The following is a 14,463-nucleotide window of genomic DNA, read 5'->3' as shown; positions in this document are numbered from 1 at the left end:
AATCTTATTTAGTTTCAACAGCTTCAGGTTTCTTACCTACTTTTTCCTGCAACCACTGGAAGAGAATAAACAGGATAGGAATTACGAAGACTCCCAGAATAGTTCCAATTAATAATCCCCCGGCAGCACCTGTACCAATAGAACGGTTTCCTTCTGCACCAACTCCTGTAGCTAGTACAAGCGGAAGCAATCCAAGAATAAAGGCAAAAGAGGTCATAAGAATTGGTCTTAGCCTGGATTTCGCTCCATCAATGGCGGCATCTACGATCGATTCTCCCTGTCGTCTTCGCTGCAAAGCAAATTCCACAATTAGAATAGCATTCTTGGCAAGTAGACCTATTAGCATGATCAATGCGATCTGGAAATAGATGTTGTTCTGCAATCCTGAAAATTTTGTGGTGATATAAGCACCAAAAACTCCAAGTGGTAAGGAGAACAGCACTGAAAACGGTAATAAATAACTTTCATATTGTGCCGCCAGTAAGAAGTAAACGAACACAATGGATAATAGAAATATCGTGGTCGTTTGGTCTCCGGCGTTTACCTCCTCCCGGGTTAGACCACTGTAAGCAGTCGTATAATTTTCCGGAAGTGTGCTGGCAACTTCTTCAATGGCTGTAATCGCATCTCCTGAACTAAAACCTGGATTGGTTGCACCACTAAGCTTAGTAGAGTTGAACAGGTTGAAACGGGTTACAGATTGTGGCCCATACACTCTTTTGAGATCCACAAACTGCGTTATAGGACTCATTTCTCCGGAAGACGTACGAACGTAAAGCTTATTAAGATCAGATTTTTGTGCACGATCTTCAGGATAAGCCTGCACGTAAACCCGGTATTGTTTTCCGAATTTAGAGAAATCGGCAGCATAAACCCCTCCAATATATCCCTGAAGAGTACTGAATATTTCATTTACTGTAACGCCTTTTTCTTTGGCTAAGGGTACATTCAATTCCAGTTCGTATTGAGGATAATTGGTATTAAAAGAACTTTGTGCATATTGAATTTCGGGTCTTTCAGAAAGTTTCCTGATAAATTCCTGGTTGGCTTCATCCAACTCGTTAAAACCTGCCCCAGATCTATCCAGTAAATTCACTTCAAATCCTGATGAATTTCCGAAGCCAGGAATACTGGGAGGTGAGAAGAAAATAATATTCGCTTCCGGGATGGTTGCCGCTATACCGAACAACTTTCCTGTAATGCTTTCAACAGATAATTCATCGGTGTCACGTTCTTCCCAGTTATCCAGTTTAATAAAACCAAGTCCGTAATTACTTCCTGCACCACTAATTAAACTTCTACCGGCAATTACTGAAACTCCCTGAATACCTTCAATATCTTTTACTTTCTGGTACAGGAGATCATTTACTTCCTGGGTTCTGTCTATGGAAGCACCTGCTGGTAATTCCAGGTTTACGAATATAAGTCCACGATCTTCATCTGGCACAAAACCTGAAGGAGTTGTAGAAGCAGACCACCAGATTCCACCAATCGAGAGGATCAGGATCAAAGCAGTTACCCATTTGTTCTTGTAGAGAAACTTCAGCGATCTTCCATATCTTTCGATAGTTGCATTAAATCCGCGGTTAAATCCATCATAGAACTTCTGAAGGAAACTTTTCTTACCGTTTTTCTTCTCGTCATGAGTCTTCAGAAATAATGCACAAAGAGCAGGGCTCAGGGTTAACGCGTTTACTGCAGAAATGAATATTGCTACGATTAAGGTGATTCCAAATTGCTCGTAAAACACACCGGTTGGTCCCTTGATGAATGTTACCGGAATAAATACCGCTGCCATAACCAGGGTAATCGAGATGATCGCTCCAGAAATTTCGTTCATGGCTGTGGTAGTAGCCTGTTTGGCACTTTTAGCACCTTCATCCAGTTTCGCGTGGACGGCTTCCACCACCACGATGGCATCATCCACCACAATCCCGATGGCTAACACCAGCGCAAACAAGGTCAATAAGTTGATACTATATCCAAAAAGGTTCAGGAAGAAAAAAGTACCAATAATAGATACCGGAACCGCGATGGCCGGGATCAAGGTCGACCTGAAATCCTGTAGAAATATGAATACTACCAGGAAAACAAGGATAAAAGCTTCAATTAGGGTATGCGTAACCTTGTTGATCGAGGCATCTAAAAATTCGTTCGTATTGTAGGGCACGTAGATCTCCAAACCTTCAGGAAGATCTTTTTCAACTTCTGCCAGTCGGTCTTCGATTTCCAGGATGATATCACGAGCATTGGAACCTTTGGTCTGGAAAACTCCCATGTTTACTGCAGGATAACCTTTGGTCATGGAACTTCCGCTATAACTCTGTGCATCGAGTTCGATCTCAGCAATATCTTTAAGTCTAAGAAATTCTCCATTTCCAAGAGCCTTGATCACGATATCGCTGTATTGCTCTTCAGTATTATATCTACCACTATATTTGATGGTGTAATTGAAAGCTTTACCATCGTTCTCACCCAGAGAACCGGCAGCAGCTTCCAGACTCTGCTCATTCAAAGCAGCAATCACATCTGTTGGAACGAGGTTATATGCTGCGAGTTTATCAGGCTGTAGCCAGATTCGCATGGCATAATCCTTACTTCCAAAAACCTGAACATTCCCAACTCCATTTACCCTTTGAATCTCAGGAATTACATTGATTTTCAGGTAATTCTGAATAAAAGTATCGTCGAAATCCTTGTTCTTACTCAATAGAGAAAAGAACATCAAGGCACTCGTTTGTTGTTTCTGGGTCGTAACCCCGGTTTGTTTAACTTCTGCAGGTAACAGAGGATTTGCACGGGCAACCCTGTTCTGTACGTTTACCGCAGCAATGTCTGGATCAACCTGTTGATCGAAATAAACTGTAATCTCTGCAGTACCGTTATTGGTAGCTGTTGAGGTTAAATAGGTCATTCCCTCCACACCGTTGATCTGTTCTTCAATAGGAATGATCACACTTTCCAGTACCGTTTCTGCATTGGCACCTGGATAAGAAGTGCTCACGGTAATCGTTGGTGGTGCGATGTCAGGATATTGCGTGATAGGAAGGTTGGAAAGACCAAGTACCCCCAGGATCACGATAATGATGGAAATCACCGTAGAGAGTACGGGTCTTTCTATAAATGTCTTTAGCATAACGTTTCTTTTTCCTGAAAATTTATCTGAATACCTTTTCAATAGGCTTAGCCACACTGTCGAAAGCGACTGGTTGAGGCTTTATTTCGGTATCTGGTCGTAATTTGGCCAGGCCTTTTGCAACGATCGTATCTCCCTGCTTCACCCCAGATTCCACTACATATAAATTATCTATGCTTGTAATGATTTCCAGTGTGGAACTTGTTACTTTATTGTTGGCTCCAATCTTATAGACAAGGACATTTCCCTGCCTCTCAAAGGTGGATTCCTGCGGAACAATCACGGCATTCTCATAGGTCTTCGGAATTAAAATTTTACCGCTATTTCCATTGGAAAGAAGTCTTGAAGGATTTTCAAAAACTGCTCTGAAGGATATAGATCCGGTATTTTCATTCACCTGCGAATTGATGGTTTCGATCTTACCTTTTTCAGAGTAAGTTGTTCCATTAGCAAGCTTCAGTTCTACCTCCGGCATATTATTGATCTTATCCTGAACTTTTTCTCCTTCATATTCTTTCAGAAAATCAAGATATTCGGTTTCATTCATGGAAAAATAGGCGTAGACCTTACTAATATTACTTACGGTGGTTAACGGTTGAGTACTTGTAGGACTTACCAAAGCCCCTTCACGAAGTCTTATGGAACCTACATAACCGTCTACCGGACTTTTGATATTGGCATAACCAATATTTGCAGCAACACTATTGTAGCTACTCTGCGCCTGTTGCAGTTTTGCTTTTGCAGTTTCCAGTTGAACGTTACTTATAATGTTCTTTTCAACTAATGGTTTTAGCTTATCTACCTCTACCTGTGCTGCATTAACGTTCGCTTTCGCTGCTGCTGCATCCTGGTTTAGAGATTGAGTTTCCAGTTTGAAAAGTAACTGACCTTTCTTTACTTCCTGCCCTTCATCAACCAGCACATCTGTAATGTATCCGGAAAGCTTTGCACGAACCTCACTATTAATGATCCCTTCGATCTTAACGGGATAAGTGGTATAACCAGTAAGTGTTCTCTGGGGAACCTCTGTCACCGGAAATGGTTTTGCCTGCGGTGCTGCAGCCTGAGCCTGTGATTCTCCTTCATTCCCGCAGCTTGCCAGGACTAATATTAGGACGAATAAACCTGAGATTGATAACAATTTTTTCATTTCTGCTTTTCTTCTTCTTCAATAATTAATTTTCCAGTTCCTGGTTCATCTGTTCGATCGTACGTTCCAGGTTTTCTTTTTGCATTTTTAAATGATCCATATATAAACGACCTACACCGCCAGATTTCTTAAACTTCTCTTTATTGTAGGTTGAATTAAACTCGTGAATTTTATCAACGACCCTGATCTCTTCTTTCGTCCTGTTCATTTCGTCATTAAGGGTATTCTTAAGATAGGTTCTGCTTGCCCTGAAATAGCGCTTTCTATCCCCGGATTTGGTGAAGTATTCTACTTTTTTGGTTTGTAGCAGTAAATTAAGTTGTGTAGAGACAGAACTTTTACTCGCCTGGGTGATCTCGATGATTTCATCAAATGTATGACCATCGTTGGGAGACAGGATCATGATGATATAGATCCTCGCCGATAATGGAGCGAGATTATGTATTTTCTCGAAATGAACGCCAATCTCTTCGATCAGTTTTCGTTTCTCTGGTGAACAACAATCCATGCAATTATTTTAAATGAGCTTGCAAAGATACAGTTGGTTCTGAACTAAACGAACTAATCAAACTTAAATGTTCGTTAAAAATATTTAATGTCTGAAGACGGAGTTCTGGTGAGCCTTAATTGTAGGACGTCATCCGTTAATGTGGAAGCTAGTTATCTTGTTCTTAAGATATTGAGGTCTGTAGATTTAATAACATACCCAATTCTAACCATACTGGTATATTTATCGTAATCGATAAGACTTTCAGCATAACCGGCGAACCATTCCAGCATTAAATACTGGTTTCCGGAATTATTGAATAATTTGTAATAAAGCTTGGTACCTACGGATCCTTTCCAATCTTTCAGTCCTTTTCGAACTGTCACTTCGCCAATCAATAGATCTCTGAAAAAAGTCTGTTGTACCTTGACTTCCGCTAAACCAACAAAATCCAGGAGATCAGGATGATTTTCAGTATAAGCAAAAGGAACCCAGGCTTTCGCACTTAACATGGTGCGCCTTCCTAGCGGAGTATGAAACATTCCGGAAACTCTGTTCCAGCTTCTGCTAGCCAGACTGTCTCTCCCATTGGATTCATGTTCCAGCTGCAGTTCTGCCAATGCAATGATTCTATTGGATTTGTCGAATATTGGCTTTCCCACACCAACGGCGGGATTAAAGTTGATCTCTTCAAAGGGACTGGACTTGTCATAGATATTCCAAAAAGCTTTTTGTGTATAGCTCACAAACAAATAGCTGTTAAGCGGAAGTGTCGCCCTGGAAATTAGCTGCTTAAAGCTGATCTGATATTTAATATCAGAATTCATTTTGTTAGCCGACTTGTTTGTGGGAATCCCGCTTATCAGGTAATTATCGTGATAACTACTAAAAGAAGGCATGTTTTTGATGGTGTCGTTAACTTCCTCGCGAGACATTCGTTGCGCATTGACATTTGATGAATCGCAAAATATAAGAACGAGAAGGCTCAGGAGGCCAATTTTTTTTGTAAATGACATCATATTAGTACTTTGTAGGGAATCTTTAAGAGAACAAAGGTAGCTCTAAGTTTGCTTTAAATCTAATTTGAAGCCTGGACAGGAATGTTACCAAATTAAAAAAGCCCCTGATTCCAGGAGCTTTATAACACTAAATCGACCAATTTTATTCGGTGCTATTCTCTTTATAAATACCGAGCTGAAGATCACCTTTTGCATTCATACTCGCACGGTACATTCCTTCAGTATTAAATTCCATCGCCACATTTCCTTTATGATCAATAGCAATGATTCCACCATTGCCGCCCAAAGCCGGTTGTTTTTTCTGAATAACTTCACTCGCAGCTTCCTGCAGACTCATACCTTTATATTCCATCATGGCTGAAATGTCATAGGCAACAACTCCTCGAATAAAGAACTCACCCCAGCCGGTACTCGAAATTGCGCAAGTGGCGTTGTTCGCATAGGTTCCGGCTCCAATAATTGGAGAATCCCCAATCCGGTTATATTTTTTGTTAGACATTCCTCCCGTTGAAGTACCAGCTGCAAGATTTCCATCTTTGTCTAAAGCAGCACATCCTACAGTTCCAAACTTTTCGTCCTTAACGAAAGGGTCGTAAAAAGCAGTCTTGTTATCTTCGCGGTTCCTTGCTCTTTCCATTGCTTTAAACCTGTTTTCAGTATAAAAATATGAAGGGTCAACAATTTCGAGTCCTCTTTCTTTAGCGAAATCTTCAGCCCCTTTTCCAGATAATAGTACATGTTCCGAATTTTCCATGACTTCAAAAGCCAGGTTAATAGGATTTTTGACATTCGTAACCCCGGCAACCGCCCCGGCATTTAGATTTTTTCCTTCCATGATCGAGGCATCGAGTTCATTGATTCCTTCGTTGGTAAATACTGCACCTTTTGCCGAATTAAATAGAGGACTGTCTTCCATAATATTTATGGTTCGTTGTACAGCTTCCACAGCAGTTCCTCCATTGGCTAGAATTTCGTGACCCGTTCTAATCGCCTCTTCCATCTTATCCTTGTAGGCCTTTTCCAGACTATCGCTCATATTTTCCTTGAGGATTGTACCAGCACCACCGTGGATCACAATCCCAAAATTTTGAGTTGTATCGGTTGCAGTTTTATTTTCTTCTGCTGAAGTTGAAACTTCTGATTTTTTTTCTGAATTCTGATCACAGGAAAGTAAAGTGACAAAACTGAATAGGAGTAGTAGTTTTTTCATAGGACGTATTTGTCTGAAAGTTATAAAATTTCAGATAGACTTCTGAAGCAAACTCTTAATTCAATTTTAATAGATGTTGTTCGAAAGCTTTCCGGAGTATTCAGTAATTTTAGAAAAAATCGAAATATGCCTGTAGAAGGACCTTTTAACCTGAATAAGTGGATCGAACAAAATCGCGAGCACCTAAAACCTCCGGTGGGAAACAAGAATTTATATAGAGAATCTGGCGATTATATTGTCATGATTGTTGCCGGACCTAACGCGAGGAAAGATTATCATTACAATGAAACGGAAGAATTGTTCTACCAGCTTGAGGGAGAGATCGAGGTTCATATACAGGATAATGGTGAGAAACGAACCATGAAACTGGGACCCGGCGATATGTATCTTCATCCTGGTAAAGTGCCACACTCACCCGAAAGAAAAGAAGGTTCCATTGGCCTGGTGGTAGAACGAAAAAGACTTAATGAAGCAGGTGAGGACGGTTTACTCTGGTTTTGTGATAATTGCAATCACAAGTTATACGAGGTTTACTTCCCTTTACACGATATTGAAACCGACTTTCTAAGACATTTTAAACATTTTTATAATAGTGAGGAACTTCGTACCTGCGAAAATTGTGGGGAGGTAATGCCCGCCGATGAACGATTCACAGCTCCGGAGGAATAGCCGTTTATTTTTACTATTTTCGCAATAACTACACAAAATAATCGATAAAAACGCAATTTAATGAGCAAAATCGCTGAAGAATTCGGGATTAAACAAGCCCTGAAAGATTTAGGTTTAAACGACGTAAATAACGGAACATCTACCGGTAAAGACTGGTTTAGTAACGGAGATATCATTGAATCATATTCACCTGTTGATGGTGAACTCATCGGGAAAGTGAAAGCAACTACCAGTGATGATTATGAAAAGACAGTTTCAACAGCTGCCAAGGGATTCAAGGAATGGAGAACCTGGCCAGCACCACAGCGTGGGGAAGTCGTACGCCAGTTTAATGATGAACTTAGAAGATTAAAAGAACCGTTAGGGAAACTCGTTTCTTATGAAATGGGAAAATCCTACCAGGAAGGTCTTGGTGAGGTTCAGGAAATGATCGATATCTGCGATTTTGCAGTGGGACTTTCAAGACAGTTACATGGTTTGACCATGCATAGTGAACGCCCTGGGCATCGTATGTACGAACAATACCATCCTCTTGGAGTTGTTGGGATTATTTCAGCTTTCAATTTTCCGGTAGCAGTTTGGTCATGGAATACGGCGCTGGCCTGGGTTTGTGGTGATGCCTGTATCTGGAAAGGTTCAGAAAAAACTCCGCTGACTTCCGTGGCCTGTCAGAACATTGCTGCTAAAGTATTTGCTGAAAATAACGTGCCTAAAGGTATTTCCTGTTTGATCACCGGAGACTATAAAGTCGGTGAGATGATGACTAAGGATGAGCGTGTACCATTAATTTCGGCTACAGGTTCTACCAGAATGGGAAAAATTGTAGCTAAGGAAGTAGCTGGAAGATTAGGAAAAACATTGCTGGAACTTGGTGGAAACAATGCGATTATTGTAACTCCAGATGCAGATATTAAAAATACGGTGATTGGAGCTGTTTTTGGAGCAGTTGGAACTTGTGGACAGCGTTGTACTTCCACCAGAAGATTGATCATTCACGAAGATATTTATGATAAAGTGAAGGATGCTATCGTAAGCGCTTACAAGCAAATAAGGATAGGAAACCCACTTGATGAGAATAACCACGTTGGACCGCTTATTGACAAGGATGCAGTAAAGAATTACCAGCATGCCTTGAAGAAAGTAGTAGAAGAAGGAGGAACCATTTTAGTTGAAGGTGGTGTACTCGAAGGTGAAGGATACGAAAGCGGTTGTTATGTGAAACCTGCCATTGCCGAAGCCAAGAATGATTTCGAGATCGTACAGCATGAAACCTTTGCACCTGTATTATACATTATGAAATATTCCGGTGATGTAAGTGATGCGCTGGAATTACAAAATGGAGTAAGACAGGGACTTTCTTCAGCAATCATGACGAATAATTTAAGAGAAGCTGAACGTTTTCTTTCTACGGAAGGATCAGATTGTGGAATTGCCAATGTGAACATAGGAACTTCAGGTGCTGAAATTGGTGGAGCATTTGGAGGAGAAAAAGACACAGGTGGTGGTCGCGAATCAGGTTCTGATGCATGGAAAGTATATATGCGAAGACAAACGAATACGATCAATTACACTACTGAACTGCCACTAGCTCAGGGAATCAAGTTTGATTTGTAATCATTATAAACTTATTAAAAACCCGCTTTCTAAGAATAGCGGGTTTTTTATGTTATGCTTGACCGTAAATCGTTAAATCATACTTAAATACGCGACCCAATTTTGAATCAGGCTGAGATAATCTTTATTTTCGAGGATTAGAAACCAAAAGAAATTATGAGCGAATTTTCAAAAGAACAGGCTGAAAAGGAACACCAGAAAAGAACGGAAGACTTTTCTAAGGATGATGTAGGGAAGGTGATCGATGAAGAGGAAAAAATTCTCAATAAGTTCGAAACTAAAGGAAAACTGAAGCGTTATTTAGATGATGCAATGATCCTTTTTTCCCTGGTTAAAGATTATGCCAAAGGAGATTACCGGGATATTCCTTTTAATATCATCGCAGCAGCCGGAGCGGCACTTTTATATGTATTGTCACCAATAGACCTGATTCCGGATTTTATACCGGTACTTGGATATTTAGATGATGCAGCGGTGATCGCTTTCTGTCTTAATTTGATGGAGAAAGATCTGGCGACATATAAAGTTTGGAAACAAAATTTTAAACAACTTAGCTAAGTCAAAATCCAGGACTAAAAAAAAGTCGATTCGTAAGAATCGGCTTTTTTTTTATTTTGAAGTTTGCTATTAGAATCTATATCCGATATTCAAACCTGCATTGAATTCGATAGCAGAAAACCTGTCTTTTACTTCATCGCTAAAATTTCTTCCGATATTAACGAAAGGTCCTATTACGAAAGTATCATTGAAATTCCATTTGTAACCTCCACCAAGTCCAATGATAAAGGAATTCATATCTGTTATTAGATCACCATTAAATTCTGCATCTGGAGCAGCTTCACTAAATTCTCCACTTCTGTACTTCAGGAATGGATTTACATACAATCCTGATGCGGCGTATTCTTCTCCAAAATAGTAGTTATAACCAACTTTAAAACTGTTGGTTTCAAATTTTCTGGAACCACTTTCAGAATGGTAGTTGATACGATCATTAATCAGGATCATTCCTTCAATAGATTGATGATCATCCAGAAATCTTTCATATCCAAATTCAACAGACGCGATCGCAATGGTATTGGCAATATTCAATTTGATCTCGTTATTCTTTTCTGTGCTCTGTGCCTGTGCGAAATTGGTAGCGACCAGGCAAGTAAGGGCAAAAATTATTTTTTTCATATGGTACTTTTAGTGCTTTATAGCATTTGTAGATTTAAAAAACCCTGCAAGTGAACTGCAGGGTTTATATTTTTTTTTTGGAATTTCAGTTACAGCATTCCGTTGTTGGAAACCCATTTAAATGTATGAGGATCCTGCGGTACTGCAATTCTACCAGCGATTCTTGTCATCCTGTCCGGCAGGGCCATCAGGTAGTCACGAGCTTTTTCAGCATCATCATTAAGACCACGCATCTTATCAATTTCCCAATAGTCATTTAACTTCTTCAGGATATCGATATAATCCATAGTAGTATATACACCTAATCTCTGTGCAGCATTTGAAAAGTTTTCAAAAGCTTCAGCAATTCCCTGTCCAGATTCTCTAATGAACTGTGCAGGCATTACGATCTTCTTTTTCATCATATCTACATAAGCCAACATCATTTCGCTTGGGTCATGTTCGAAAATGGTCTTTACGAATTCTCTGTAAGCCATGTAATGTCTCATTTCATCTCCTGCAATGATATTACACATCTTAGCCAGCATCTTATTACCTTTTTGCTTCGCCAGTAGTCCTACACGTTTGTGAGAAATGTTAGTAGCTAGCTCCTGGAAACTGGTGTAAACAAAATTTCTATAAGGATCTCTCCCGGTTCCAATATCGAAACCATCACTAATTAAGTGCTGAGTTGTCTTTTCGATCTCTTTCATATCTACTCTACCTGAGAGGTAAAGATATTTATTCAAGGTATCACCATGTCTGTTTTCTTCTCCAGTCCAGTGTCTTACCCATTTAGCCCAGGAATTGGATTCTCCTTTACTGGCGTCATGTTGTTTTACACCTTCCATATCCATTAACCAGGATTCGTAGGTAGGCAGAGCTTCTTCAGTCACCATATCGGCCACTAAAACCACCCAAAAGTCATAACCCAGTTCTTTAGCTTCTTCACGAATCTGGTGTACTCCCTCAAAACCATCTTCAGTTTGAAGATTTGGTAAAAGGTCTGTAGGTTGCCAGATCTCTTCAACCGGGATAAGATATTTATCGATGAAACCCTGTACAGATTTCTCCACCGTATTCATTACTTCTAAACGTATATTATCCATTGCCATTCTGTAGTTCTTTGTAGATTTTCGACTGCTAATTAAAGCCTGTTTGTTCAATAAATTACAATAAACGTGCAAATTTTTTCCAAAACTTCAAAATCTGCAGATTATAAACTCAAAAACTTGAACTTCAAAGATATGAATAAGGATAGAGACGTTATCGTAAATGAATGCTAATTTCTGCCCTGTTCATCAGGATATAGCGTATAAACCGGGTCACTTTGGACAATTTCCTTGGTAATTACATCAATTGCTGAAATTGGTCCTTTAAAAGCTGCTCCAGTATCTACATTCCAGATATTTGCTTTATTCACAGGTGTTGTCTCTTCAATTCTGGTCACGGGAGTATGTCCAATGAATATTTCATCAAAATGAGCAAGTCTTTTTGGATAGAACATATCACCGGGTTTGATCGATGCATCCATCGCTAGAGCCATTTCCCATAAAGTCCGGTCCCAGTAAAAACCTTTGTCTGAATATTCGTAATCTGGGCCATGTAAGTTCGTAAAACCGGCATGAACAAATAACCGATTATCATGTTGGTAATAATTCAGTGTGTCTTTGAAGAATTGAATATGAGCTTCGATCTGTTCAGGAGTAAAAGTGCGATAGGCATCGATGCTCGACTGCCCACCATGTTCCAGCCATTTCTCGTTCATTTCTCCACCTTCAAGCCATTTTTGTGCAAGATCATCATGATTCCCACGAATAAAAATACAGGAGTTTTGCTGGGCAAGTTTGATGAGGTAAGTAACCGTATTTGCTGAATCGCTCCATCCATCTACGTAATCACCCAGAAAGATCAGGGTATCCTCAGGTTTCAGGTCAATTCGTTCCAATAGCTGAATTAGCGCTTTCTTTCCTCCATGTAGATCTCCAATAGCGAATGTTCTTGCCATCTTAATTATATTTTACTTTTCTTAAAATTCTCATACTGTCTTTGTAGGACTGGTAATATTCAGCTCCAAAATTCTTCAGATAAGGTCGGGCCTCTTCAAGTTTATCCAATGCATCTGAAAAATTGTTCAAATAGCAAAGTAAATAGGTAGACGGTAAATTCCGCAGATCCTTAAGATCTTCAGTATTAAGATCAATACCGTTCCTCAATTTATCCACAAGACTGCGATTAGTATTATAAATATGATATAGTGTCTTTTTATCGAACTTCGGAGCTTCAAAAATAACATTACTTTCAATTTCATAGCTCCCATTATTACCGAAACTAATGGTTACTTCCTCTAAAGGATAGTACTTAAACTGATCGTGTAATCCAAGATGCACATATTCCAGGATCTTAAAACTGTCTTCATTCTGAATAATACTCACCTCGTCAAGCGCAGAGTAGAATAGTTTTACCTGTTCGTTGATCAACTCAATATCTACCCGGGAATAATAGGATTGCTGATTGATCTTTTTCTCCTTTCCCGCCCAGCATACCACGAAATACTCCTTGAATACCTTATAACTAGGACTATAATCCTTTCTTTTCCGCATAAAATCGAATACGCCGTCCAGAGTATATTCAATATTATTGTGAGAATGATTTTCGATAGATGCTACCTGAGCCGAGTTTACATCCTGAATTTCTATATCAAAAACCTTAGGCATTGAGATGCTTCCATCCCGCATAAAAATGGACCCGCCGTAATATTTCCAGATATTTTTTCTGAAGGAACAGATCTTAGCATGGTTAGGCCTGATCGTAACCAGTCCAACCACCAGGTGATCTGGTAAATGAGGAAAAGGAATATTCTCATAAGATATTCGCGGAGGATTGCTGAGGTATGCATTGACCAAATTTTGAATTTTACTATCATCGAAAAAATCAATGCCTACTATTTTGCTATCCTCATCCTCAACTCCAATCACGATATAAGAATTGTTTTCAGGATTGGAATTGGAAAGCGCGCAGATATGCTTCAGAAATTTCGCTTTTCCTTCCCGTTCGCCAATGTTCAATTGCCGCTTCTTATCGTAAAAGCTATTCTCATCATTATGAGCCAGCAAATTTTTAATAAGAAGTCTTTTATTGATCATGACGCAATTCTATTCGCTAGTTTTTATCTACAATAGTGCTGCTGGCCTGTGCTGTACACATGACGGTAAGGTCGGCGATGTTGACATGATAAGGTCTGGTAACTGTAAAGTGAATAATGTCTGCAATATCTTCAGGTTGCAAGGCTTGGAAACCCTGGTAAACCTTATCAGCTTTAGCAGCATCTCCTTTAAATCTCACATCGCTAAATTCAGTTTCAGTGAGTCCTGGATTTATTGCACCAACCCGAATTCCGTTGCCATTGAGGTCGATTCGCATTCCCTGATTAATGGCATCCACCGCATGTTTGCTGGCACAGTATACATTTCCATTTGGATATACTTCTTTTCCCGCAGTAGAACCAATATTAATAATATGACCAGATTGTCTTTCCATCATTCCCGGGATGACCGCCTTACTCATATATAAAAGACCTTTTACATTGATGTCCAGCATATTGTCCCAGTCATCCATATCGCCAAATTGAATTGGGTCCAGTCCATGCGCATTACCAGCGTTATTCACGAGAATATCGATCTGTCTGAATTTCTCCGGAAGATTTTCAATATTATCAAATACTTCCTGTCGATTTCTTACATCAAAATTGAGGATATGTACCTCGGTTTCTACAGCCAGTTCCTGCTGTAATTGCTGAAGTCTTTCGAGTCGACGACCACAAAGTATTAATCTAAATCCTTCCACTGCGAAGCGTATGGCAGTAGACTTTCCTATCCCGCTCGTAGCGCCAGTTATAAGGGCTGTTTTCATATTTGGAATTTATTTTCTAAAGTAAGAAAGTATTACTTAGCATTAGGTATTCGTGTATTAAAGCGTGGTTAAGTTGAGTTAAAAAGAGTTAAATCGCTTCAAAGGCTGAAA

At 39.6% G+C, this 14,463-nt stretch carries 12 protein-coding genes and 1 pseudogene; 3 read left to right on the top strand and 10 right to left on the bottom strand.

All coding sequences use genetic code 11. From position 1 onward, the window contains the following. Window positions 1-4 precede the first annotated feature (4 nt). The 5 genes from ABVM50_RS03720 to ABVM50_RS03700 all read right to left on the bottom strand — a co-directional run bounded on the left by ABVM50_RS03720 (window position 5) and on the right by ABVM50_RS03700 (window position 7,002). Window positions 5-3,136: an efflux RND transporter permease subunit gene (locus ABVM50_RS03720; protein WP_405200020.1), complete on the bottom strand. Its 3,132-nt coding sequence runs from the start codon at window positions 3,134-3,136 to the stop codon at window positions 5-7. 22 nt (window positions 3,137-3,158) lie between these two features. Further along, window positions 3,159-4,286: an efflux RND transporter periplasmic adaptor subunit gene (locus ABVM50_RS03715; protein WP_405200019.1), complete on the bottom strand. Its 1,128-nt coding sequence runs from the start codon at window positions 4,284-4,286 to the stop codon at window positions 3,159-3,161. A gap of 25 nt (window positions 4,287-4,311) precedes the next feature. Further along, window positions 4,312-4,794, bottom strand: a complete 483-nt coding sequence (locus ABVM50_RS03710; RefSeq protein WP_141876277.1) for a GbsR/MarR family transcriptional regulator — start codon at window positions 4,792-4,794, stop codon at window positions 4,312-4,314. Window positions 4,795-4,946: 152 nt separating this feature from the next. Continuing rightward, complete coding sequence (locus tag ABVM50_RS03705) at window positions 4,947-5,792, bottom strand: phospholipase A (protein ID WP_405200018.1); 846 nt, start codon at window positions 5,790-5,792, stop codon at window positions 4,947-4,949. A 142-nt stretch (window positions 5,793-5,934) separates the two neighbouring features. Then, window positions 5,935-7,002 (bottom strand): isoaspartyl peptidase/L-asparaginase family protein, encoded by a 1,068-nt coding sequence (locus ABVM50_RS03700; RefSeq protein ID WP_405200017.1) that lies wholly within the window; start codon window positions 7,000-7,002, stop codon window positions 5,935-5,937. 126 nt (window positions 7,003-7,128) lie between these two features. On the opposite strand from ABVM50_RS03700, the gene ABVM50_RS03695 reads away from it, so the two are divergent. The 3 genes and pseudogenes from ABVM50_RS03695 to ABVM50_RS03685 form a co-directional block, all read left to right on the top strand. After that, window positions 7,129-7,671, top strand: coding sequence for a 3-hydroxyanthranilate 3,4-dioxygenase (locus ABVM50_RS03695; RefSeq protein WP_141876275.1), 543 nt, complete (start codon window positions 7,129-7,131; stop codon window positions 7,669-7,671). A 60-nt stretch (window positions 7,672-7,731) separates the two neighbouring features. Continuing rightward, window positions 7,732-9,285: an aldehyde dehydrogenase family protein gene (locus ABVM50_RS03690; RefSeq protein WP_405200016.1), complete on the top strand. Its 1,554-nt coding sequence runs from the start codon at window positions 7,732-7,734 to the stop codon at window positions 9,283-9,285. A gap of 375 nt (window positions 9,286-9,660) precedes the next feature. Continuing rightward, window positions 9,661-9,765: pseudogene (locus ABVM50_RS03685) on the top strand (YkvA family protein); the annotation flags it as partial. 147 nt (window positions 9,766-9,912) lie between these two features. On the opposite strand, the gene ABVM50_RS03680 reads toward ABVM50_RS03685, so the two are convergent. The 5 genes from ABVM50_RS03680 to ABVM50_RS03660 form a co-directional block, all read right to left on the bottom strand. Continuing rightward, a complete protein-coding gene (locus ABVM50_RS03680; RefSeq protein ID WP_405200015.1) occupies window positions 9,913-10,461 on the bottom strand; it encodes an autotransporter outer membrane beta-barrel domain-containing protein in 549 nt (182 codons plus the stop codon). 89 nt (window positions 10,462-10,550) lie between these two features. Further along, on the bottom strand, window positions 10,551-11,555 hold the full coding sequence (locus ABVM50_RS03675) for an acyl-ACP desaturase (RefSeq protein ID WP_405200014.1): 1,005 nt from the start codon (window positions 11,553-11,555) through the stop codon (window positions 10,551-10,553). A 167-nt stretch (window positions 11,556-11,722) separates the two neighbouring features. Beyond that, window positions 11,723-12,448: a metallophosphoesterase family protein gene (locus tag ABVM50_RS03670; RefSeq protein ID WP_405200013.1), complete on the bottom strand. Its 726-nt coding sequence runs from the start codon at window positions 12,446-12,448 to the stop codon at window positions 11,723-11,725. Window position 12,449: 1 nt separating this feature from the next. Continuing rightward, window positions 12,450-13,586 carry an ATP-binding protein gene (locus ABVM50_RS03665; protein ID WP_405200012.1) on the bottom strand — a complete coding sequence of 379 codons (1,137 nt, stop codon included), beginning with the start codon at window positions 13,584-13,586 and terminating at the stop codon, window positions 12,450-12,452. A gap of 16 nt (window positions 13,587-13,602) precedes the next feature. After that, complete coding sequence (locus ABVM50_RS03660) at window positions 13,603-14,352, bottom strand: SDR family NAD(P)-dependent oxidoreductase (protein WP_405200011.1); 750 nt, start codon at window positions 14,350-14,352, stop codon at window positions 13,603-13,605. Window positions 14,353-14,463 lie beyond the last annotated feature (111 nt).

The sequence above is a fragment of the Christiangramia sp. LLG6405-1 genome (assembly GCF_045055805.1).
Taxonomy (GTDB): Bacteria; Bacteroidota; Bacteroidia; order Flavobacteriales; family Flavobacteriaceae; genus Christiangramia.
The sequence above is the reverse complement of the archived record's forward strand: the minus strand, read 5'-3'. Positions and strand labels throughout refer to the sequence as shown.